Origin of the sequence: Arthrobacter sp. HS15c (assembly GCF_040812005.1) — a bacterium.
In the GTDB taxonomy this organism is placed as follows: Bacteria; Actinomycetota; Actinomycetes; order Actinomycetales; family Micrococcaceae; genus Arthrobacter.
Genome location: NZ_JBFOHM010000005.1, coordinates 63,627 through 83,266 on the forward strand (window position 1 = coordinate 63,627; position 19,640 = coordinate 83,266).

The following is a 19,640-nucleotide window of genomic DNA, read 5'->3' on the forward strand; positions in this document are numbered from 1 at the left end:
CGTGTTCAGAGGCCATGCGAAGATGGAGCAGTATCTGAGCAGCAGCATTAGTGACTGTGTTCATAACTGAGTGCAGTCAGACTCTATTCCCGGGAAGGTAGCCATGTCGCTCGCATCCAAGTCCGTCGGCCGGCGCGAACGCAACAAGCAGGAGAAGCTTGACCGCATCACCGCTGCCGCCAGGGAACTCTTTTCAGTGCATGGCGTCGACGAAGTCACCACGCAGCAGATCGCCGATAAAGCCGATATCGGCACCGGCACGCTGTTCCTTTACGCCAAAACCAAGGGCGAGCTGCTCCTACTCGTTCAGAACTCCAGTTATGTCGACGCGCTGGTGCGCGGCCGAGCCGCAGCCGAGGACATCCCGGAAGTCCTTGGTGCCGTAATGGCCATCGTGCGGCCCGTCGTGGAATGCAATCGCACCCAGATCGACAACGGACGGACGTATCTGCGCGAAATGATCTTCGGGGATCCCGAAGAACCGCACCACAGGGACGCGCTCGCGCTCGCGCTGGAAACTGAAGAAGCCATCGCCGCGATCCTGCGGCGCGATAAAAGCGTCACTGAACCCGAGGCCGTGGCGCAGGCGCACATCATCTCCGCCATTATGTTTGTGAGCATGGCGGCAACCGTCAACATCGGCAGCACCGTCGAGGACCTGCTGCAGGACATCAGGAGACAGGCCGAGGTCCTTCTGGGCCCGAAGAAAACTGCGGCAGATCGATAGAAAGCGTCCTCCCGGGCCGGCCCGGCCCGCTGCGGCGAGGTCAGCCCTTTGGCAGTTTGATCGGCTGGGGCTGGTAGCCGGCCGACAGGGACTGCATGGGTGCCTGTTCCGTGGCCCGCCGGCCAGACGCGTGGCCGGGCATCCGCGCGGCCGTTACACCCGAGGGCAGCTGGCTGCCCTGGGGCCTGGTGCCGAGGAGGCGGGATTCATAGTTGCTGTGGACGAGGGCTCTGCTTTTCATGACTGGCGTTTTCTCTTGAGGGGATTCAACGGGGATGGTGGATGAGGCGCGGACGGGGAGATCTGTCCGAGTCAGAAAGGTCCGGACTGGACCAGGTTCGCCGGCCGCTGTCCGCTGGCCAGTGCCTTGAGCTGGCTGGCGAGGAGCTTGACGATCCGCGGCTCGAAAGCCGAGGCGTTGCCGCCGATGTGCGGGGTGATCAGTGCATTGGGGGATGACCACAGCGGGTGGTCCGCCGGGAGCGGTTCGGGATCGACGACGTCGAGCGCGCAGTGGAGCCGGCCGGACAGGACCTCCGCGGTCAGGGCTGCCGTGTCCACCACCGGCCCGCGTCCGACGTTGACCACCAGCGCACCGTCCGGCAGTGCCGCAAGGTCAGTGGCGTCCACCAGCCGGTGCGTGTGTTCGTTCAGCGGGGTGACCGCAACGAGGACGTCGTGGGTCGCGGCCAGGGCGGCGAGCTCGGAGGAGGCGTGGATCCGTCCGGCGCTGTCCTCGCGTGCGCTGCTGCCCACCCGGGTGATCTCCACCTCGAAGGGCTCGAGGCGCTTCGCGATTTCGTTCCCGATGCCGCCCACACCCACCAGCAGGACGCGCCGGTCCGCCAGCGATGAGCGGCGCTGCGGCTGCCAGTTGCCGGTCTGCTGGTCGCGGACCGCGTGGTCGATGCCGCGGAGTTTGGCGATGATCAGGCCGATGGCCAGCTCGGCGGTGGCTGCCGCGTGGACACCCGAGGCGCTCGCCACCGCGGCCGAGGGGCCTGCCGCCTCCGGGACGCCGTCGAAGCCCGTTGACTGCGTCTGGACGAACTTCAGGTTGGGGGCCTTCGACAGCGAGCCGAGGACGGCGGACGCATCAATGTACGGAAGGATGACGGCGTCGATGGCGTCCAGTGCGATGCCCTCCGGCTCGGAGCGGAGGTCCCAGACCGAGGCTTCAATGCCCTCGGGGAGCGGCTGCACCCTGGCCAGGAGGTCCCGGTCGGGGAAGGTGACTGTCCGGACTGTCTGCATCGGTAACCCTGTTCGGTAGTAGTGGCTCTCAGTGGTGTATCGGGAGGCCGGCCTCTTCGGGAAAACCGTTGACGACCCAACACCAATCTGAGAAACTTTTCTCATGTGTGACAATCATCGCACTTCAGTAAGCGTCAGGCAAGAGCTCCGCGGAGGCAATTCAAGTGAGTAGCAACAGGTTTCCGCCCATGGTCATCATGGGCGTGTCAGGTTCCGGAAAATCGACCGTGGGAGAGCTGCTGGGACACCGGCTGGGCGTTCCGTTCATCGACGGCGATGACCTGCATCCCGCCGCGAACAAGGAGAAGATGCGGACCGGGATTCCGCTGGACGACGACGACCGGCGTCCCTGGTTGCAGGAAATCGGTCGGACGCTCAAAGCGCATCAAAAGGACGGAACCGGCGTTATCATCGCCTGCTCCGCACTGAAGCGCCGCTACCGCGACCTGCTCAGGGAGGCCGCTCCGGATGTCCTGTTCCTCCACCTTCAAGGATCCGCGGAAACCCTTGCCGCCCGCATGGCCTCCAGGAACCATGAGTTCATGCCCGCCACGCTGCTGGCCTCCCAGCTGGAGGCCCTGGAGCCGCTGGAGGCGGATGAGCGCCACGTGCTGCTCGACGTCCGCCAGTCACCATCCGAGCTGGCGGACCAGGCTGCCGCGGCGCTGGAAGGTTTGGCGGTGGAAAGCACGACGCCGGAACGCACGACGGCGGAGGGAGACTAGGGGCGGGCACGTCAGCTCACGCGGATTAACCCAACTAGGTCGCAGGTGATGTCGTTATCAGCGCTCATAACGACATCAACTGCGACCTAGTTGAGTTTGTGCTTGGCTAGGCGACGGCGGCCCGGCGTTCCCCGATATCGAAGCCGGGGCCACCCGGCACGGAGTCGATCAGCTTGCGCGTGTACGGATGCTGGGGGTTGCCGTAGACGCTGTCCACGTCGCCGAGCTCCACCACCTCTCCGTGGAAGAGCACCATGATCTCGTCGCTGACATGGTGCACCACGTCCAGGTCGTGGGAGATGAAGGCCATGGTCAGGTCCAGTTCGGTGCGCAGGCGGCTGATGAGGTTCAGGATTTCCGCCTGGACGGACAGATCCAGCGCCGAGGTGATCTCGTCGGCGATGATCAGTTTGGGCCCCACTGCCAGTGCGCGCGCGATGGCGATGCGCTGCCGCTGCCCGCCCGAGAACTCGTGCGGGTACCGCTCGGCCACGTCCGCGTCCAGGCGGATGGTGGAGAGCCAGTACGAGATCTTCTCGCGGTGGGCGCGCGGATTCGACTTCACAGGATCGATAGCCTCGGCCAGCGTCTGCCCGATGGTGCGGCGGGGATTCAGCGACGAATACGGGTCCTGCGGGATCATCTGGACTTCCCGGCGCATGGCACGGCGCTGGCCCGAGGTCATGCGGGACACGTCCGTGCCGTTGACCCAGATGCTGCCGGCGCTGACCGGGTTCAGGCCAACGATGGCCTTGGCCAGGGTTGACTTGCCCGAGCCGGATTCCCCGACGATGCCCAGGGTCTTGCCGCGTTCGATGGTGGCTGAGACGCCCTTGAGGACCTTGGCCGCTGCGTGTCCGGATCCGAAAATGACCTCCAGGTCGCGGACTTCCAGTACCGGGGCGGCGGACGTTGCGGTGCTTGTCATGGCTGTGGCCTCTCTGTTTCCGGCTGGACCGGTCCGGGCACGTCGTCGGTGATTTCGTCGAAGGTGAAGTCCTCTGCCCGGACGGCGACGAGTTCCGTCTTGCGTTCGGCGATGCTCGGCGTCGCTGCCAGCAGCGCCTTGGTGTAGGGGTGCTTGACGTCGCCGGCAGCCAGCTGGGCGCCGGTGAGCCGTTCGAGGATTTTCCCGCCGTTCATCACGATCACCTTGTCGCACAGGGCCTGCACCACACCGATGTCGTGGGAGATGAACAGCATGGCGGTGCCCATTTCCCGGTTGATGGTGCGGAACTGGCGCAGGACATCCGCCTGGACCGTGACGTCCAGCGCCGTGGTGGGCTCGTCGGCGATGATCAGCCGCGGGTCCGTCACCAGGGTGGAGGCAATCATGGCGCGCTGGAGCATGCCGCCGGAGAGCTCGTGCGGGTGCTGCTTCATCCGCAGTTCCGGCTGCGTGATCCGGATGTCCGCCAGGGCTTTGACCATCCTGTTGAAAGCGGTCTTCCCGGACTGCTTCAGATGGATCCGGCTGACCTCCGTCAGCTGGGAGCCGATCCGCAGGGCCGGGTTGAAGCTGGTTCCCGGATCCTGGTAGACCAGCCCGATGGACGTGGCCAGCGTGCGCGGATCGTTCTTCTTGAGCAGGTCCAGTTCGCCGAGGCGCATGGAGTGTGCCCTGACGGTTAGTTCCTCCGGAAGCAGGCCGGCGATGGACATGGCCGTGAGGGACTTTCCGGAACCGGATTCACCCACGAGCCCCACCACTTCGCCCGCGTGGATGCTCAGGGAAACACCCTTGACCAGGGGCACACCGTTGGGGGTGAGGACGGTGAGGTTGTCCACCTCCACCAGCGCTTCCCGGTCGGCCCGCATCGAGGCCGGAAGCTCAGAGGCAGCCTTGACGCTGCCGAACTTCCGTCCACCGCGGGGGTCTGTGGCGGCGGCAAGGCCATCGCCAATGAGCATGGCGCTCAACCCCGCGATGGTGATCATGATTGAGGGCATCACAGCCTGCAGCGGTTGGGAGTAGATGTTAACGAGGGCCTCGTTGAGCAGGCGCCCGAAGTCGTACTCCGGGTTCTGGACGCCGAGTCCGATGAACGACAGGCTGGACAGCTCGATGAGGGTGGTTGCAAATACGGTGGCGGTCAGCACCAGCAGCGGTTCTGCCATGTTCGGCAGCAGGTGCCGCGTGATGATGCGCGGTCCCGGGACGCCCAACAGGCGTGCCGTTGACACGTAATTGCGCTGCGAGATCGACGCAGCCATGTTGGCCGTGAGGCGGGCGAACGCCGGAATGCTGGCGATCGCGATTGCCAGGACGGCAGACCACGCGCCCTGGCCGAGGATTGCTGCAATGAGCAGCGCGAAAATGAGGCTTGGATAGGCGACGGCGGCATCGATGACGCGCAGGACGGCGTTGCGGATCTTGGCCGGGGCCAGCCAGATGAACGTGCCGATCAAAACGCCGCCCACCACCGAGATCACCGTTGTGGCTGCGGTCATCACCAGGGTGAGCCGGGTGGCCACGAGCGACCGGGCGAGTACGTCGCGGCCGAAGTCGTCAGTGCCCAGCCAGTGCGCGGAACTGGGTCCCTGGGAGGCGTTGGCGGTCAGCTTTTCGGCGGCTTCGGTGAGGAACAGGGGTGCGAGGAGACCGATCAGGATCATGACTGTCATCAGGGAAATGCCGATGATCAAGCCGGTGGTCCAGCGGAAGTGGCGCTTGGTGCGGGTTTTCTCAGCCATGGGACTTTCCTCCTCCGAGGGTGCGCGGATCGATGATTCCGAGGATGACGTCGACCAGCAGGTTGAGGATGATGGCGAGGAAGCCCAGGACCAGGATGATGCCCTGGATGACCGGGTAGTCCTTGTTGATGATGGCCGTGACGATCTCTTTGCCGAGTCCGGGCCAGTTGAAGACGTTTTCGATGATGATCGCGCCGCCGAGCATGCCGGCGAGGATCAGCCCGGCGAGGGTCAGGGTGGTGGTCATCAGGTTGGGCAGGGCATGGCGGGCGTAGAGCCGCAGTGGCGGCAGGCGCCAGCCGCGGGCGGTCCGCAGGTAGTCCTGCTCGAGGACCGTCGAGGTTTCCCGCCGGACCACTCGGGCGATCGAGCAGATGGGCGCAATCGAGAGGCCGACGACGGGAAGGATCAGGGAGGTGAGGGTTGCCGCGCCGGCGGCCGGGAGGACCTTGAGGACGATGGCGAAAACCACCACCAGCATCGTGGCGATGACGTATTGCGGCACGGCCTGGAAGAACCCGGTGAGCATACCGAAGGTCACGTCCAGCCACTTCCGGCGTCCGCCGCGGGTCAGGATGCCCACCACCATCCCGGCCGGAATCGAAAGGAGCAGGGTCACGATGATGCCCAGCAGGGCGAGTTCTGCCGTGAAGGGCAGCTTCGTGGCGATGATTGAGGATACCGAGGTGCTGTAGGCGAACGATTCGCCGAGGTTGCCGGTGAACAGGTTCCCCACGTACTGGAGGAACTGCAGGTGCAGGGGCTGGTTCAGCCCCAGGCTCTCCCGGATGGCCTCGATCTGCTCGGTGGTGGCGTCGGCACCGGCGACTGCCACTGCCGGGTCGCCGGGGATGAGCGGGACCATGAAGAAGGTAACCACCACAAGGAGGATTACGGACAGCAGCACTCCGCCGGCGCGGCGCAGGCCGTAGCTGGCCCACGGGGAGAGATTGCGGAGCCCGCCCCGGGGGCTCTTGGGAGCCCCCGGGGGGTTGCTGAACAGGGCGCTTTCCCTGTTCAGCATGGTCGGTTCAGTCATGGTCCTTGGCCTTACTTAGTGATGCGCATGGTGGCGTAATCGACGATGCCGGACGGCGCCTGGATGGAGAATCCTGCACGCTGGGCAACGATCTGGGGTTCGCCAACGAAGGGGACGATGTCGTTGTCTTCCAGGATGCTGATCTGCGCCCGTTCGTAGGCCTCGCAGCGCTTGGCCTGGTCCGTGGCGGACTGTGCGGTGGCGATTTCGGCCAGGATGTCGGCGTTCTCGCCGCCGCCGATGTTGCGGCCGCCCTTCTCGGTGGGGACCCCGGCGATGCGGGTCAGGGATGCTGCCACGGTGCCAACGAAGTTCGCGTCGCCCTGGATGGTCAGGTCCCAGGTCTCCGGCTTCGTCTGGGTCATGGTGGCCCAGGTGCCGTTGTCCACGAGGCTCAGGTTGACGGTGGCCCCGGCTGCCCGGAGGGCTTCCTGGACGTAGGTGCTGCCTGCACCGTTCGGGCCGATGCTGGTGGTGCCCACCATTTTGAAGGTCTTGCCGGCGAGCACTGCCTTGGCGGCGTCTGCGTCCTCCTTCGTGAAGTGCGAGTTGTCCTCGAGGGCGCAGGCCACCGTGGGGGCGACGATGGAGGTGTAGGGGATTCCCTTGTTGGCGTAGGCGGCGGCGTTGAAGGCCTGCTGGTTCATCAGCTGGGCCACGGCCTTGCGCAGGGCGGGGTCCGTGAAGGGGCTGCCTTCGCGCTGGTTGAAGAGCAGGAAGATTCCGGCGAAGGGCACCGTGGTGACGGTGTAGTCCTTGTTGCCTTCAAAGCGGGCGGTGTCTGCCGGGGCGATGTCCGAGACGTCCATTTCGCCGGTGAGGAGCTGGTTTGCCACGGTGGTCTTGTTGACGCCGGGGAAGAAGCGCACGGTCTTGGCCGGCGTTCCCTCGAGCGCCTTGGACCACTTCGGCCAGGCCTTGTAGTCCTCGCGCAGGGTCATGTCGTAGCTGACGCCGTGGCTGGCCTTCGTCAGGGTGTAGGGCCCGGAGAATGCGGCCTGCACGGAACCCTTGGCAAGGCCTTCGAGGTCTGCGAGGCCGGCGGGGCAGATGATGCCGGTCTGGGCCAGGGTGAGTCCGCCGATGAGTTCGGACCAGGGCTGGGCCAGCTTGACCGCCACGGTGCCCGCGGCGTCGTCGGCCGTGATGGTGGGCTGGCCCGGTCCGAAGACGAGCCTGGCGAAGTTGTTCTTGGTGGCGGGATCAGCGAAGTAGGTGAGGGACTTGGCCACGATGGTGGGGGTGATGACCGTGCCGTCGGCGCAGGTGGCGTCCTTGCGGATGGTCAGTGACGCGTCCGTGGCCGTAGAGGTCCACTCGGTGGCCAGGCCGCCGATGAATTTGCCGTCCGCATCGCGGCGCACCACGGTGTCGAAGAGGAAGCGGGCTACTTCGTAGTCGTCCTTGGCGTTGGCCTTGGCGGCGTTGAACGTGGTGGGGTCCGAGTTCAGCGCGGTCCGGATGGTGTCCGTGGAGGGGCCTGCGCTTCCGCCGGTCCCGGTGCTGGTGGTGCCGCTGCCGGTGGTGCAGCCGGTCAGCAGCAACGCTGCTGCCGCCGCGGCTGCGGCCAGGGCGGTAATTTTTCCGTGCATGGTGTCTCCTCGATACAACGGGATCTGCGAGAGAGTTCGCGAATGAGAAGAGTTTCTCTTATTCAGCTTGCCAAGTCAACGGGTTTTTGTGAGCTGACACACAGCCGTTACCTGGGGGCTGCCGCAATTTACCTGCTGGCAACAATCGCCCGACTTATTTGGGCCAATCCAATGGACCCCCTTGACGAATCGCATTTGAAACGCGAAACTTTTCTCATATGTGACAGCCGCCTCATCTGACTGGCCTCCAGTCGACGAGGAGGGCGCAACCCACCGAACCAACCAAAGGTGACAACAATGGCAACAACACTCGAGCTCACGGTCCGCAAGGCCACCTGGACCCGGCTTCCCAAGGAACTCGTGGAAGCCTTCGCTGCGTTCCCCGTGGCCAACATCGGGGATGCCATGGAGCGTTTGGGAATTGTCGACGGCGGCATCAGCGCGGTCTGGGAAGGCGCCCACTGCGTCGGCTCGGCACTGCCCGTCCTGGGTGCTGCGGGCGACAACGCGGCGGTCATCGAGGCCCTGAACTACATCCAGCCCGGCGACGTGATGGTCATCAACGGCTTCGGCCACGAACACCGTGCCCTGATCGGCGAGCAGCTGTCCCAGCGCTTCGAGGCTGCCGGCGCCACCGGCGCCGTGATCGACGGCTACATCCGCGACCGCCACACGATCAGCGAAATCAAGTTCCCGGTCTTCGCCCGCGGCGTCACCCCCGCCGGCCCGTTCAAGAACGGCCCCGGCGTTATCGGCGAACCGGTGGCCATCGGCGGCATCGTGTGCGCCGCCGGTGACATCGTCGCCGCAGACGATGACGGCGTCGTCATCATTCCTGCGGCCCGTGCGGCCGAAATCCTGGAACGCGTCATCGCTGTTGCCGCCCACGAGGCCGAAATGACGGCCGAAATCACCCGCGAATACAGCTGACCTGCGCTTCTCCGCGCCAAGGACCAGCCCTAGACTAAGAGAGACCTAATGACTACTGCATCGACGGACTCAGTGGAACTGAATACCGCACAAATCAAGGTTGTCACCGCTGACGGCAAGATGGTGCGCAAGGCGACCATCGCCGGCACCATGGGCTCCTTCGTGGAATGGTACGACTACGGAATTTACGGTCTGCTGACCACGTACCTGGCCATCAACATCATGGGGTCCAAGGACCTCGGATCCCTGCTGCTGACCAACGTCGGCTTCCTGGTCAGCTTCCTCGCCCGGCCCTTCGGCAGCGTGATCTGCGGCTTCCTGGGCGACAAGCTGGGCCGCAAGAACCTCCTGGCCGTCCTGCTGCTCCTGATCTCCGGGGCCACAGCATGTATTGGCCTCATCCCGTCGTCATCGGTGATCGGCTGGGCGGCTCCGGCCCTCCTTATCCTGTTCCGCATCCTGCAGGGCTTCTCCGCCGGCGGCGAGGTGGCGGGCGCCATGGCGTTCGTCGGTGAGTACGCGCACAACAAGCACCGCAACTACTCCATGAGCTTCATCGCCGTGGGCTCCTTCTGCGCCCTGCTGTTCGGCAGCGCACTCTCCGCCACCCTCATCACCACCCTAGGCGATGCCACCATGGAATCCTGGGCCTGGCGCATCCCGTTCCTGTTCGCGCTTCCGCTGGGCTACGTGGGCTACTACATCCGGTCCAAGATGGAAGACACCCCGCACTTCGCCGCCCTGCGTGAACGCAACGAAGTGGAACGCAACCCGCTGAAGGCCGTCTTCACCTCCAAGCGCCACCTGAAGGCCATCGCGCTGACCATCTTCCTGCCCGCCCTCAACGGCCCCGGCTACTACCTCCTGTTCGCCTACATGCCCACATACCTCAAGACCCAGCTGGGCACGGGCAACAACTTCACCATGGTGCAGGCCCTGATGGTGACCGCCGTCAGCCTCGTGGCCATCATCATCAGCATCCCGCTGATGGCCCGCCTCTCCGACCGGATCGGCCGCAAGCCCGTCCTCGCCGCGTCCGCCGTCCTGATGGCCCTGGTGTCCTACCCGATGTTCGCGATGATCACCACCGGCAACATGCTGCTGGCCTGCATCGCCACCGTGGTGATGGCCATCGCCTTCTCCGGCCACGCCGCCGTCGTGCACACCGTCCTGACCGAAATGTTCCCGACGACGGTCCGCTACAGCGCGTACAGCATCGGCTTCAGCATCAGCACCATCATCTTCGGCGGCAGCGCCCCGCTGGTGATGACCGAGATCATCAAGTCCACCGGCAACAGCATGGTCCCGGCCTACGCCGCGATCGGCACGGCGATCATCACGCTCACGTCCGTGTACTTCCTGAAGGAAACCAAGGGGCAGCCGCTCCAGACGCACTAGCAAACACGGACGACGGCGGCCTGCCGCCATTGCCGGCCGGTCGCCGTCGTTGGCCCATCCAGCACAACACCAAGAACCTCCGGGAGTCACCTTGAGCATCAATTCAGTCGCCGTCGTTGCAGACCTCGGCGAAAGCTACGGAAATTACAGCATCGGCGACGACGAGGCCCTCCTGGGCCTGGTCACGGCGTCGAACATCGCCTGCGGCTTCCACGCCGGCGACCCGCGCGTTATGGACGCCACCGTGAAGTCCTGCGTGGAGCGCGGCATCGAGCTCGGCGCCCACCCCGGCTACCCCGACCTGGTGGGCTTCGGCCGGCGCCTGATCGAGGCCAGCGAAGAGGAAATCCGCACGGACGTCCTCTACCAGATCGGCGCGCTGGACGCCTTCGCCCGCATCCACGGCGGGAAGATCAGCCACGTTGCACCGCACGGCCGGATGGGCAGCATCGCCCAGACGGACGCCAAGCACGCCCGGGCCATCACGGACGCCATCAAGGCGTACGACCCGTCCTACATCGTCATCTGCCAGAACGGCCTGCTGGCCGACGAATCCCGCAAGCGCGGCCTCGAAGTAGGCTACGTCTTCCTGGCGGACCGCGGCTACGGCGAGGACGGCATGCCGGTCTCCCGCAACAGCGAAGGCGCCCTGCTGCACGATCCCGAAGAGATCGGCCGCCGCGTTGTCCAGGTGGTCACCGAGGGAACCGTCCGCGCCGTCACCGGCAAGGTGGTCCCGTTGGGCCACGATGCCGACGTCGTCCTCCTCCATGGCGACCACCCCCAGGTCCTGGAGAACGGCACCGCCCTCCGCGCGGCTTTGGAGAAAGCCGGCGTCAAGGCGACCGGGCTGCAGGAAGTCCTCGCCGAGAAAGCCAAGGCGGCCGCGGCCTGACGGCCGCTTCCGCCTTGGCCCGTCCGACCCTGACCGCCGCCCGCACCACCGAGCAGGACATATGACCACGCAACCACCGCCAGCCGCGAACCTCAGCCGGACACCGGGCATTGAGGCGCATCCGTTTGGCGATTCAGCGCTGATGCTGAGCATCGCCGACGACGACCCCGAGGTCCGGCGGGCCGGCGCCAGGAGGCTGCGGGACATCCTGCTGGAGGTCCGGCCGTACGGGGTGCTGAACCTGGTCGCGGGCGCGGAATCGCTGCTGGTGGAGTTCGACTGCCTGGCGGTCAGCCACGGCCAGCTCGCCCAGACGGTCCGGCTCGCAGTGGCCGGGCTGGGACTGCAGGACACCGGGCCGGCCCCGGGCGCGAGGGATTTTGTGGTCCCCATGGTGGTCAGCGAGGAGTTTGCACCGGACCTTCCCGGGGTGGCCGATGAACTGGGACTCAGCCAGGAAGCCGCGCTTGAGGCGCTCACCTCGTCCGTGCTCACCATCAACCTGCTGGCGGCCGCGATGGCGCCCATGATGGCCGGGGTTAGGTTCCCGGGCCAGGTGAGCCGATGCGCCGAGCCCCGGACCGACGTTGCCCCCGGTTCGGTCATGGTGGCCGGCACAAGCGCCATCATCCAGCCGTTCCCGGGACCCAGCGGCTGGAAGGTGATCGGCCGCACGCCCCTGACCGTGTGCGATATCCGGGAGGATCCCGCAACCTCCTACCGGCCGGGGGACAGGGTCAGGTTCACGGTCATCCCCGAAAGCGGCTGGGCGGAGCTGGAAGGCCGGTTCCTCCGGCCCGCACCGCCCGCAGACCAACAGTCCGCACTCCAGCAGCCCGAACGAATTCAGGAAGGCGCCACCCATGGCAGCGAAGCCTGAGCAGGCGGTCACCCTCACCATCAGCGAGGCCGGCTGGCTGTCCACGTTCCAGGACCTGGGCCGCGAGGACTCCGAGTTCATGGGAGTCCCCTGCGGCGGCGCCGCCGACCAGCATTCCGCAGCCACTGCCAACATCCTGGTGGGCAACCGCCGCGGCGCCGGCCTGCTGGAAATCATGGGCGGACGCTTCGTCTTCACCCCGTCGCATGACATCTTCATCTCCATCACCGGAACGCCGGCGGAAGTAACTGTCGGGGGAGTTCCTGTGCCCCTCTGGCAGCCGGTATGCGTGCCGGCCCGGACCAAAGTGGTGATCTCCAAGGCAACCGGAGGCATGCGCAATTACCTGGCCTTCAGCGGCGACCTGGACGCCCCGCGGTTCATGGGCAGCGCGGCGCCGGAATCCCGGATGGGGTTCCCGCAGCGTCTGGCTGCGGGCCAGCAGGTGGCGCTCGCCAGCCGGTACCGGGGCTTCAGCCAGCCCTACCTTGGCCAGCCGCTGTTCAGGCTGCCGGTTCCGGTGCCCGACTTCAGCGCCGACGTCTGGACGGTTGAGGTGGTGGACGGGCCGGAAACGGACAGGACCCCCGGCATCCGGGAGCTCCTGAGCAGCAGCGTCTACACCGTGGGCGGAAAATCCGACCACGTGGGCCTCCGCCTGGACGGACCGGTCATCCACCCTGAAGGGCTGGGTGAGATCGTGTCGCACGGCGTACCGATCGGCGCGTTCGAGATCCCGCACGGCGACGAACTGATCATCCTGGGCCGCTCACGCACCCTGACGGCCGGCTACCCCATCGTGGCGGTGGCGACAAAGGCCTCGCTGCCGCTCCTGGGCCAGGCCAGCCCCGGGCGGAAGATGACCTTCCGCTGGGTCAACCAGGAGGCCGCCGTCGAACGCTGGCGTGAACAGCAGCGGCTGCTCTGCGTGCTGGAGGAACGCGTGCGTAACCTGTTCGCCGCCGTCGGGCTTCCGGTCGCGGAGGCCGCGGATCCCGCCATGCCGCCCAGCACCCGCGCAGCCTGAAAAGGGTTGACGCCCCCAGTTTCAAATGAGAAACTATTCTCATATCTAATTTGGTTCTTGTTTTAGCCGGGTTAACCGGCTGCCACTGCCGCGCTGCCTCCCGCAGCGTGCCGGACGAAAGAGACGCATCATGGAGCTTCTGAATGGCAAGGTTGCCATCATCACCGGCGCCGGCACCGGCATGGGCCGCGAAACGGCCAAGCTGCTCGCCGCCGAAGGCGCCACCATGGTGCTCGTTGGCCGCCGGCAGGACGTGCTGGACGAGCTGTCCGCCGAGATTTCAGCCGACGGCGGCAAGTCCTACGTCCGCACCGCAGACATCGCCAGCAAGGCCGAAGTGGACGCCCTGGTGGCATGGATCCACGAAAACGTGGGCCTGGTGGACATCCTCATCAACAACGCCGGCAGCGCCAGCAAGGTCCTGAACGTGCGCTGGATCGCCGAAGAGGAATGGAACCAGGTCCTGGACGTAAACCTGAACGCCGTTTTCCTGCTCACGCAGGCGGTGCTGCCGGACATGCTCAGCCGCAACACCGGCTCCATCATCACCGTCTCCTCGCTTGCCGCCGTGACGCCGAACCTGCTGGGCGGCGCCGCGTACGGCGCTGCCAAGGCGGCAGTGCGGAACTTCATGACGTACCTGCACACCACGTTCCGCAACGAGGGGCTGCGCGCCGTGACCATCCTCCCGGGTGAGACGGCCACGCCCATCCTGGACAACCGGGCCCGCCCGCCGCGCCAGGAGGAACGGGACGCCATGGTCCAGCCGGAGGACGTGGCCCGGGCCATCCACCTGGTGGCAACGCTGCCGCAGCGGACGGTGGTCCAGGAACTGGTCATCGCCCCCACCGTGCAGCGCGACACCTCAGGGGACATCGAAATCAGCCGCTGGACCGGCGCCCCCGAATCAGACCTCCCGCAAACCCTCAAGTAACGCGGCCCCAAGCAAAAGCGGCCGGATCCTTCCGCCGCCCCTGATTACCCTCTGCCTCCCTGTCTGAAAGGACACCGTCGTGACCACTCCTGCAGCACCCAGCATCCTCAGCTTCCGTCCTTCCGACGCCGTCCAGCGCGTGCTCCAGACGTCGCTGCGCGTCCAGCAGCCGCAGTCCAGCGGCGACCTGGTGTCCCTGGCCATGGGCGAACCGGACTTTGACACCCCGCAGCAGGTACGCGACGCCGCCGCGAAGGCACTGCAGGACGGCTACACCCACTACTCGCCGCTGCTCGGCGAGCTGGTCCTGCGCGACGAACTGGCCGTGCGGATCGGAGCCCTGCTGGGGTCCCCCGTCAGCACCAACGATGTCCTCATCACCCAGGGCGGCACGGCCGGACTGGCCGCCGCGATCCTGGGCACCGTCAACCCGGGCGACAAGGTGGTCATCCCGGATCCCACCTACTCCCTTTACGCGGACCTGGTCAGCATGGCCGGCGGCACGATCGTTCCGGTGCCCCTCGCCGAGGACCTGCACTGGGACCTGGAAGCGCTGGCCGGTGCCCTCCACGGGGCGAAGATGTTTGTCTTCTGCAACCCGTCCAACCCCACCGGAATCGTCCACTCCCGAGCCGAGCTCGAAGCCCTGGCCACGATGGTGGCCGGCACCGACATCCTGGTTCTCTCCGACGAGGCCTACAGCGACCTGGTCTACACGCCGGAGCCGTTCACGTCCGCCCTGGAAATCGAGGGCCTCGCGGGCCGCACCATCTACTGCCAGACTTTCTCCAAGAGCTACGCCATGACCGGCTGGCGGGTGGGTTACCTCTGGGGTCCCGCTGACGTCATCGCCTCCGCCGCGAGGGTCCACAACACCTTCAACGGCTCCATGAACACGGCAGTCCAGCTCGCCGCCCTGACCGCGCTGCAGACCTGCGGCCCGGACATCGAGCGGATGCACGCTTCCTACGAGTTCCGCCGCGAACTGATGTACAACGCCCTGAAGAACATCCCGGGGCTCACGGTCAGCTCACCGGAGGGTGCGTTCTACCTTTTCCCGAAGTACGACGCCGACCTGCCGGCTTCCGAGATGGTGGCGCACCTGCGCGGCCACGGCGTGGCAGTCCGTCCCGGCAGCGAGTTCGGCCGCAACGGCGAGCACCACCTGCGGCTCTCCTACGCCGCCAGTGCCGAGGCCATCACCGCCGGCGTGGAACGGCTCGCAGCCGGCCTCGCAGCCTTGAAGTAGCAGTGTTGGCCACCACCAGCGCAGCTCCCGGGTTGCGCAGCGATACACTGCGCAACCGGAAGCTCATCATCCGTTCCGCCGGAAAGCTGTTCGCCGAGGGCCGCCAGGCCACCATGGCGGACATTGCCCGGGCCGCCGAGGTCTCGACCGCCACCGCGTACCGCCATTTCGCCTCCGTCGATGACGTCCTGGCCCGGTTCCGGTTCGACGTCGGCAGCGAACTCCTGGACTTCAGTCAGCAGCAGCAGGCCACCGGGCTGGAGCTGCTGCGCCTCGTCAGCAACAAGTGGGTCACCCTGGTGGTGACCCACGGCCGCGCGATGGTCCACACCCGGTCCGGCGAAGGCTACCTGGCGCGGCTGCGCACGGGCGCCACGCACCTGACGGTCCAGGCCGATGCCCTGAGCGCAGCGCTCAGGGACACGTGCCTGGAACTCGGCGTGGACGATCCCGGCGATGAGGCCATGTTCCTGTGGAATGTTCTCTTCGATCCGCGCGAGATCTTCGACCTGATCGAAACGCTGGGACTGAGTCCCGACGAGACCGCCCGGCGGCTCGTAGCCACGCTGGTGGGGGCCTTGAAGGGCTGGTGCGGCCCGATCGGCGGGCACAGGCAATAAGCTTGGTACGCAACAGAAAGGGGCCCGGGAATGCGAAGCGATACCCAACGTAATCGCAGGGAACTGGTCAACGCGGCCGGTGCGCTGTTTGCCGCCCGGCGGGGGCCCATCAATATGACGGACATCGCCAAGCACGCCGAGATCTCCACGGCCACGGCGTACCGGCATTTCGCATCCGTCGAGGATGTCCTGGCCGAGTACCGCTTCAACGTGGGCCACAAGCTGCGGGACTACAGCCTCAAGCAGACCACCGGCGGCCTTGAGCTGCTCGAAGCGGTCAGCCGCAAATGGGTGGACCTGGTGGTCAAGCACGGCGGTGCCATGCTGTACACGCGCTCCGGCGAGGGGTATCTCGCCCGGCTGCGGACCGGAGCCTTCTACCTCACAGTCCAGGCCGAGGCGCTGCAGCGCCCGCTGGAAGAAGCATGCGCCGAGCTGGGCCTGAGCCCGCTGGGGGACGAGGCCATGTTCCTGTGGAACATCCTTTTCGATCCCCGCGAAATCCTGGACCTGATCAACACCGTGGGCCTGAACAAGAAGCAGGCCACTGAACGGCTGGTCGCCGCGCTTAGGGGTGCCCTGATCGGCTGGGACGAAAACAAGTCGGCGGCCAAGGGCTGAACTTCGGGCTTAGTTAGCCAGCCGTACGCTCCGGAGCGTTATCCCGCGCATCTCGCTGCGGATCCGCTCGGGCGGTACAGCGGCCAGGGATGCGACTTCGAAGAGGTCCAGCTGGTCTGTCTTCAGTGCCATCACGGTGAGGGACCGGCGTCGTACTTCCAGCGCGCTCTTATGCTCGACGGCGGCAGCCAGGGCCTGCGTGCGGCCCCGGATCGCGTCGAGGTGCGTTTCGGCCGGCCAGCCTGCGGGCTGCAGCTCCGTGTAGCCGGCGCCAATCCGCCGTCGAACCTCAAATTTGCTGACTCCTGCGGCGTCGGCGATCCTGGCCACCGGGACGCCGTCGGCCAGGGCCTGGGCTACGGTGTCGTTCCGCAGCCGGAGGGCGCCGCGGACGCTGCTGTCCGCCTGTGCCACCTGCTGGCGGTTCAGTGCCAGTTCGTGGCGGAGCGTTTCCTGGTCGATGGGTTCGAACCGGCGGCGCCGGCCGGCCCGCAGCGGCTGGCCGGCCACGTTAGTGCTTGTCCGCTTCCGGGGCCAGGACCCACACCACCGGTGCGCCGTCAAAGGAAGGCATGAGGCTGCCCTCGAAGAACACCTGGCCGTCCTGTACTTCGCCGTTCGGGCTCCACCGGCCGCTGGCCGGGCAGTGCGTCCCGGTGCCCGCCGTCATGGCCCGGAGGGGCCGGCAGCGCAGGGTGGGTGCTTTGAAAGTCTGAATCATTGTCTTGCTCCTGATGCCTGGGGAGTGCAGCTGTTATTGGTCGCGGAACGAGATGAGGACCTTGCCGGACCGGGTGGGGTCCTTGGCAAGGTCGAAGGCGTCCAGTGCCTCCGATGACGGGAATTCGTGGGTGACCACCGGGTCCACGTACAGCGAGCCGTCTGCGAGGGCGGTGAGTACGTCGTCGATTTCGTTGTTGAAGCGGAACGAACCGACGAGTTCGAGTTCCCGGGTGATGGCCAGCGAGATCGGGACGGGCTGGTCTCCGCTGGGCAGGAGCCCCACCATGACCACTTTGCCGCCGCGCATGGCGCCGCGGAGTGCTGAGGCCAGGCCGCGGTGGTTTCCGGAGGATTCCAGCACGACGTCGGCCTGGACGGCTTCGATGGCCTCGGCGTCCGTGGCCAGGATGGTGCCTGTGGCCCCTACGGCCCGGGCAATCCTGAGGGGAGCTTCATGCATGTCGACGGCGATGATTTCGGCTGCGCCTGCGCGCTTGGCCACTGCCACGATCAGACTTCCGATCGGACCGCTGCCGATGACCAGGACTCGCTTGCCGGTGAGGTCGCCTGCCTGCGAGACCGCGTGCCAGGCGACGCTGGCGGGTTCGGCAAGGGCGGCTGCGCGCAGCTGCAGTCCAGCAGGGAGCGGCCGGAGCATCCTGGCGGGCAGGACTGAATACCGGCTGAAAGCGCCCTGGGTGTGCGGGAAACGGGCGGCGCTGCCCAGGTAGGTGCAGCCGGGGGACAGGTTGGGCCTGTCCGCGGGATAGCGGACGCCATCCCCGCCCGGGGTGGCGGGGTGGACGGCAACGTCTGTGCCGGCGGCCGGGCCGGAGCCGTCGGCGGCCGCCTGGACCACCGTGCCCACCACTTCGTGGCCCAGCACCAGCGGGGCATGCAGGATGGATTCGCCGGCCGCGCCGTGCAGCCAGTAGTGCAGGTCGGAGCCGCAGATTCCGCCGTAGGCGATGTCCACCACGGCTTCGTGGGGTTCGGGCGCTGCATGCTCGAAGGTTTCGATCCGTAGGTCGCCGACGCCGTGGACGACGACGGCGGGGCCTGTTACCGGGTTGGTTGTTGGCGCTGTTGTTGTTGCCATGTCAGACCACCACTGTCATTCCGCCGTCGATGAAGATTGTTTGTCCGTTCACGTAGTTGGACGCGTCCGAGGCGAGCCAGGTGACCGGCCCGGACAGGTCGTCCACGGTTCCCCAGCGGCCTGCCGGCGTCCTGCCGAGGATCCATGAGTTGAAGGCCTCGTCGTCCACCAGGGGCTGGGTCATTTCGGTGTGGATGTAGCCGGGGGCGATGCCGTTGATCTGCAGTCCCTGGCCGGCCCATTCGGCGGTCATGGCGCGGGTGAGGTTGCGCAGTCCGCCCTTCGCCGCGGTGTACGCGCCGATCGTGGGGCGGGCGAGGTCTGACTGGACGGAGCCGATGTTGATGATCTTGCCGCGCTTGCGCTCCAGCATCCGGCGGGCGGCTTCGCGGCCTACCAGGAAGGCGCTGGTCAGGTCGGTGGCGAGCACCCTGTTCCAGTCGGCGACGTCGAGCTCCAGCAGGGGCACCCGGTGCTGGATGCCGGCGTTGTTCACCAGGATGTCCAGCGGCCCGTAGGTGGCTTCGGCATGGGCAACTCCCGCGGCAACGGCATCCTCTGCGGTGATGTCGAATGAGACGGCACCCACCTTGTCCTCACCGAAAGTTCCGGCCAGTTCTTTCCTGGTGGCTTCCAGTCGGGCCGGGTCCAGGCCGTGGAGCACCACGGCGGCTCCGGCCCTGGCCAGGCCGCCGGCCAGGGCCTTCCCGATGCCCCGGCTTGATCCCGTGATCAGGGCTGTTCGCCCGGTGAGGTCAAAGGGTGATGGGTGGTCCATGGAGGGTGCCCCTTCTCGAAGTTCTCTTGGCTGTCATCTGTGTGCTTCAGCGCCTCTTCGAGCCTACGGCGGGGCATGCACAGAGTCAAGAACTATTTCTCATTTGCGAGAAGATTATTGTTTTTGTGAGTGATGCCGACTGCCGGCTGGCCGCGCAGTTTCCGCCTTGCGATGAAACATTTCCGTATTGTGGTTCAGCGTGATGGAGGTCCTGGCGGTCTTTTCAAAATCATGACCTGGGTCATGCGGGTGGCACCCATCGGCGCCATCGGTGCAGTGGCGTTCATCATCGGCCAGTACTAAGCCGGACTCATTTCCCGCCAGTCCTGCGAAGATGACCGGCGCTCCCTGTACCTGGAACTCACCGACGCCGGCCGCGCCCTCCACCGCCAGACCGCCGTCGAGCACCGCGCCCTGCTCGGGGAAACCTGGGCAAAGACCAGCCGTCAGAACCC

The 19,640-nt window shown here is 66.3% G+C and carries 22 protein-coding genes; 11 read left to right on the forward strand and 11 right to left on the reverse strand.

Translation table 11 applies throughout. The features are described 5' to 3' along the window. Positions 1-103 precede the first annotated feature (103 nt). Positions 104-727 (forward strand): TetR/AcrR family transcriptional regulator, encoded by a 624-nt coding sequence (locus tag ABV518_RS09150; RefSeq protein ID WP_367766651.1) that lies wholly within the window; start codon positions 104-106, stop codon positions 725-727. Between the two features lie 40 nt (positions 728-767). Here ABV518_RS09150 and ABV518_RS09155 read toward each other — a convergent pair whose 3' ends face one another. Together ABV518_RS09155 and ABV518_RS09160 are read right to left on the reverse strand one after the other, a co-directional pair. After that, positions 768-968, reverse strand: coding sequence for a hypothetical protein (locus tag ABV518_RS09155; protein WP_367766652.1), 201 nt, complete (start codon positions 966-968; stop codon positions 768-770). A 71-nt stretch (positions 969-1,039) separates the two neighbouring features. Next, positions 1,040-1,981, reverse strand: a complete 942-nt coding sequence (locus tag ABV518_RS09160) for a 2-hydroxyacid dehydrogenase (RefSeq protein WP_367766653.1) — start codon at positions 1,979-1,981, stop codon at positions 1,040-1,042. Positions 1,982-2,178: 197 nt separating this feature from the next. Between ABV518_RS09160 and ABV518_RS09165 the strand changes: the two genes are divergently transcribed. Then, positions 2,179-2,706: a gluconokinase gene (locus tag ABV518_RS09165; RefSeq protein WP_367767062.1), complete on the forward strand. Its 528-nt coding sequence runs from the start codon at positions 2,179-2,181 to the stop codon at positions 2,704-2,706. 106 nt (positions 2,707-2,812) lie between these two features. Here the strand turns inward: ABV518_RS09165 and ABV518_RS09170 are convergent, their stop codons facing one another. The 4 genes from ABV518_RS09170 to ABV518_RS09185 are packed head-to-tail and all read right to left on the reverse strand — an operon-like array spanning position 2,813 to position 8,031. After that, on the reverse strand, positions 2,813-3,634 hold the full coding sequence (locus ABV518_RS09170) for an ATP-binding cassette domain-containing protein (protein ID WP_367766654.1): 822 nt from the start codon (positions 3,632-3,634) through the stop codon (positions 2,813-2,815). Continuing rightward, on the reverse strand, positions 3,631-5,400 hold the full coding sequence (locus ABV518_RS09175; protein ID WP_367766656.1) for a dipeptide/oligopeptide/nickel ABC transporter permease/ATP-binding protein: 1,770 nt from the start codon (positions 5,398-5,400) through the stop codon (positions 3,631-3,633). Before ABV518_RS09175 ends, ABV518_RS09170 begins: the two co-directional genes overlap by 4 nt. After that, positions 5,393-6,439 (reverse strand): ABC transporter permease, encoded by a 1,047-nt coding sequence (locus ABV518_RS09180; RefSeq protein WP_367766657.1) that lies wholly within the window; start codon positions 6,437-6,439, stop codon positions 5,393-5,395. Before ABV518_RS09180 ends, ABV518_RS09175 begins: the two co-directional genes overlap by 8 nt. 11 nt (positions 6,440-6,450) lie before the next feature. After that, a complete protein-coding gene (locus ABV518_RS09185) occupies positions 6,451-8,031 on the reverse strand; it encodes an ABC transporter substrate-binding protein (RefSeq protein ID WP_367766659.1) in 1,581 nt (526 codons plus the stop codon). Positions 8,032-8,328: 297 nt separating this feature from the next. Here ABV518_RS09185 and ABV518_RS09190 point away from each other — a divergent pair, with 297 nt between their 5' ends. The 9 genes from ABV518_RS09190 (at position 8,329) to ABV518_RS09230 (ending at position 16,585) form a co-directional block, all read left to right on the forward strand. Then, a complete protein-coding gene (locus ABV518_RS09190) occupies positions 8,329-8,961 on the forward strand; it encodes an RraA family protein (protein ID WP_367766660.1) in 633 nt (210 codons plus the stop codon). Positions 8,962-9,009: 48 nt separating this feature from the next. Beyond that, positions 9,010-10,359 carry an MFS transporter gene (locus ABV518_RS09195; RefSeq protein WP_367766661.1) on the forward strand — a complete coding sequence of 450 codons (1,350 nt, stop codon included), beginning with the start codon at positions 9,010-9,012 and terminating at the stop codon, positions 10,357-10,359. 91 nt (positions 10,360-10,450) lie between these two features. Next, positions 10,451-11,254: a LamB/YcsF family protein gene (locus ABV518_RS09200; RefSeq protein ID WP_367766662.1), complete on the forward strand. Its 804-nt coding sequence runs from the start codon at positions 10,451-10,453 to the stop codon at positions 11,252-11,254. Between the two features lie 61 nt (positions 11,255-11,315). After that, a complete protein-coding gene (locus ABV518_RS09205; RefSeq protein WP_367766663.1) occupies positions 11,316-12,134 on the forward strand; it encodes a carboxyltransferase domain-containing protein in 819 nt (272 codons plus the stop codon). Then, positions 12,118-13,161 carry a biotin-dependent carboxyltransferase family protein gene (locus ABV518_RS09210; RefSeq protein WP_367766664.1) on the forward strand — a complete coding sequence of 348 codons (1,044 nt, stop codon included), beginning with the start codon at positions 12,118-12,120 and terminating at the stop codon, positions 13,159-13,161. Before ABV518_RS09205 ends, ABV518_RS09210 begins: the two co-directional genes overlap by 17 nt. 130 nt (positions 13,162-13,291) lie before the next feature. Continuing rightward, positions 13,292-14,095, forward strand: coding sequence for an SDR family oxidoreductase (locus ABV518_RS09215; protein ID WP_367766666.1), 804 nt, complete (start codon positions 13,292-13,294; stop codon positions 14,093-14,095). Between the two features lie 79 nt (positions 14,096-14,174). After that, on the forward strand, positions 14,175-15,344 hold the full coding sequence (locus tag ABV518_RS09220) for a pyridoxal phosphate-dependent aminotransferase (protein ID WP_367766667.1): 1,170 nt from the start codon (positions 14,175-14,177) through the stop codon (positions 15,342-15,344). A 5-nt stretch (positions 15,345-15,349) separates the two neighbouring features. Beyond that, positions 15,350-15,964 (forward strand): TetR/AcrR family transcriptional regulator, encoded by a 615-nt coding sequence (locus ABV518_RS09225; RefSeq protein ID WP_367766668.1) that lies wholly within the window; start codon positions 15,350-15,352, stop codon positions 15,962-15,964. A 30-nt stretch (positions 15,965-15,994) separates the two neighbouring features. Further along, a complete protein-coding gene (locus ABV518_RS09230) occupies positions 15,995-16,585 on the forward strand; it encodes a TetR/AcrR family transcriptional regulator (RefSeq protein WP_367766669.1) in 591 nt (196 codons plus the stop codon). Positions 16,586-16,594: 9 nt separating this feature from the next. Here the strand turns inward: ABV518_RS09230 and ABV518_RS09235 are convergent, their stop codons facing one another. From ABV518_RS09235 to ABV518_RS09255, 5 genes are all read right to left on the reverse strand, one after another. Beyond that, positions 16,595-17,095 carry a hypothetical protein gene (locus tag ABV518_RS09235; RefSeq protein ID WP_367766670.1) on the reverse strand — a complete coding sequence of 167 codons (501 nt, stop codon included), beginning with the start codon at positions 17,093-17,095 and terminating at the stop codon, positions 16,595-16,597. Between the two features lies 1 nt (position 17,096). Next, on the reverse strand, positions 17,097-17,306 hold the full coding sequence (locus tag ABV518_RS09240; RefSeq protein WP_367766672.1) for a hypothetical protein: 210 nt from the start codon (positions 17,304-17,306) through the stop codon (positions 17,097-17,099). A gap of 33 nt (positions 17,307-17,339) precedes the next feature. Continuing rightward, positions 17,340-18,407, reverse strand: coding sequence for an L-idonate 5-dehydrogenase (locus ABV518_RS09245; RefSeq protein ID WP_367766673.1), 1,068 nt, complete (start codon positions 18,405-18,407; stop codon positions 17,340-17,342). A 1-nt stretch (position 18,408) separates the two neighbouring features. After that, entirely contained in the window at positions 18,409-19,185 is a 777-nt protein-coding gene (locus ABV518_RS09250) for an SDR family oxidoreductase (protein WP_367766674.1), read from the reverse strand. Positions 19,186-19,299: 114 nt separating this feature from the next. Beyond that, positions 19,300-19,593 carry a hypothetical protein gene (locus ABV518_RS09255; protein ID WP_367766675.1) on the reverse strand — a complete coding sequence of 98 codons (294 nt, stop codon included), beginning with the start codon at positions 19,591-19,593 and terminating at the stop codon, positions 19,300-19,302. Between the last annotated feature and the right edge of the window lie 47 nt (positions 19,594-19,640).

Excerpts from the sequence above, each read along its gene's own strand:
- ABV518_RS09150 (WP_367766651.1), top strand. The coding sequence starts at position 104 with ATGTCGCTCGCATCCAAGTCCGTCGGCCGGCGCGAACGCAACAAGCAG.
- ABV518_RS09155 (WP_367766652.1), bottom strand. The coding sequence starts at position 968 with ATGAAAAGCAGAGCCCTCGTCCACAGCAACTATGAATCCCGCCTCCTC.
- ABV518_RS09160 (WP_367766653.1), bottom strand. The coding sequence starts at position 1,981 with ATGCAGACAGTCCGGACAGTCACCTTCCCCGACCGGGACCTCCTGGCC.
- ABV518_RS09165 (WP_367767062.1), top strand. The coding sequence starts at position 2,179 with ATGGGCGTGTCAGGTTCCGGAAAATCGACCGTGGGAGAGCTGCTGGGA.
- ABV518_RS09170 (WP_367766654.1), bottom strand. The coding sequence starts at position 3,634 with ATGACAAGCACCGCAACGTCCGCCGCCCCGGTACTGGAAGTCCGCGAC.
- ABV518_RS09175 (WP_367766656.1), bottom strand. The coding sequence starts at position 5,400 with ATGGCTGAGAAAACCCGCACCAAGCGCCACTTCCGCTGGACCACCGGC.
- ABV518_RS09180 (WP_367766657.1), bottom strand. The coding sequence starts at position 6,439 with ATGACTGAACCGACCATGCTGAACAGGGAAAGCGCCCTGTTCAGCAAC.
- ABV518_RS09185 (WP_367766659.1), bottom strand. The coding sequence starts at position 8,031 with ATGCACGGAAAAATTACCGCCCTGGCCGCAGCCGCGGCGGCAGCAGCG.
- ABV518_RS09190 (WP_367766660.1), top strand. The coding sequence starts at position 8,329 with ATGGCAACAACACTCGAGCTCACGGTCCGCAAGGCCACCTGGACCCGG.
- ABV518_RS09195 (WP_367766661.1), top strand. The coding sequence starts at position 9,010 with ATGACTACTGCATCGACGGACTCAGTGGAACTGAATACCGCACAAATC.
- ABV518_RS09205 (WP_367766663.1), top strand. The coding sequence starts at position 11,316 with ATGACCACGCAACCACCGCCAGCCGCGAACCTCAGCCGGACACCGGGC.
- ABV518_RS09210 (WP_367766664.1), top strand. The coding sequence starts at position 12,118 with ATGGCAGCGAAGCCTGAGCAGGCGGTCACCCTCACCATCAGCGAGGCC.
- ABV518_RS09215 (WP_367766666.1), top strand. The coding sequence starts at position 13,292 with ATGGAGCTTCTGAATGGCAAGGTTGCCATCATCACCGGCGCCGGCACC.
- ABV518_RS09230 (WP_367766669.1), top strand. The coding sequence starts at position 15,995 with ATGCGAAGCGATACCCAACGTAATCGCAGGGAACTGGTCAACGCGGCC.
- ABV518_RS09240 (WP_367766672.1), bottom strand. The coding sequence starts at position 17,306 with ATGATTCAGACTTTCAAAGCACCCACCCTGCGCTGCCGGCCCCTCCGG.
- ABV518_RS09245 (WP_367766673.1), bottom strand. The coding sequence starts at position 18,407 with ATGGCAACAACAACAGCGCCAACAACCAACCCGGTAACAGGCCCCGCC.
- ABV518_RS09250 (WP_367766674.1), bottom strand. The coding sequence starts at position 19,185 with ATGGACCACCCATCACCCTTTGACCTCACCGGGCGAACAGCCCTGATC.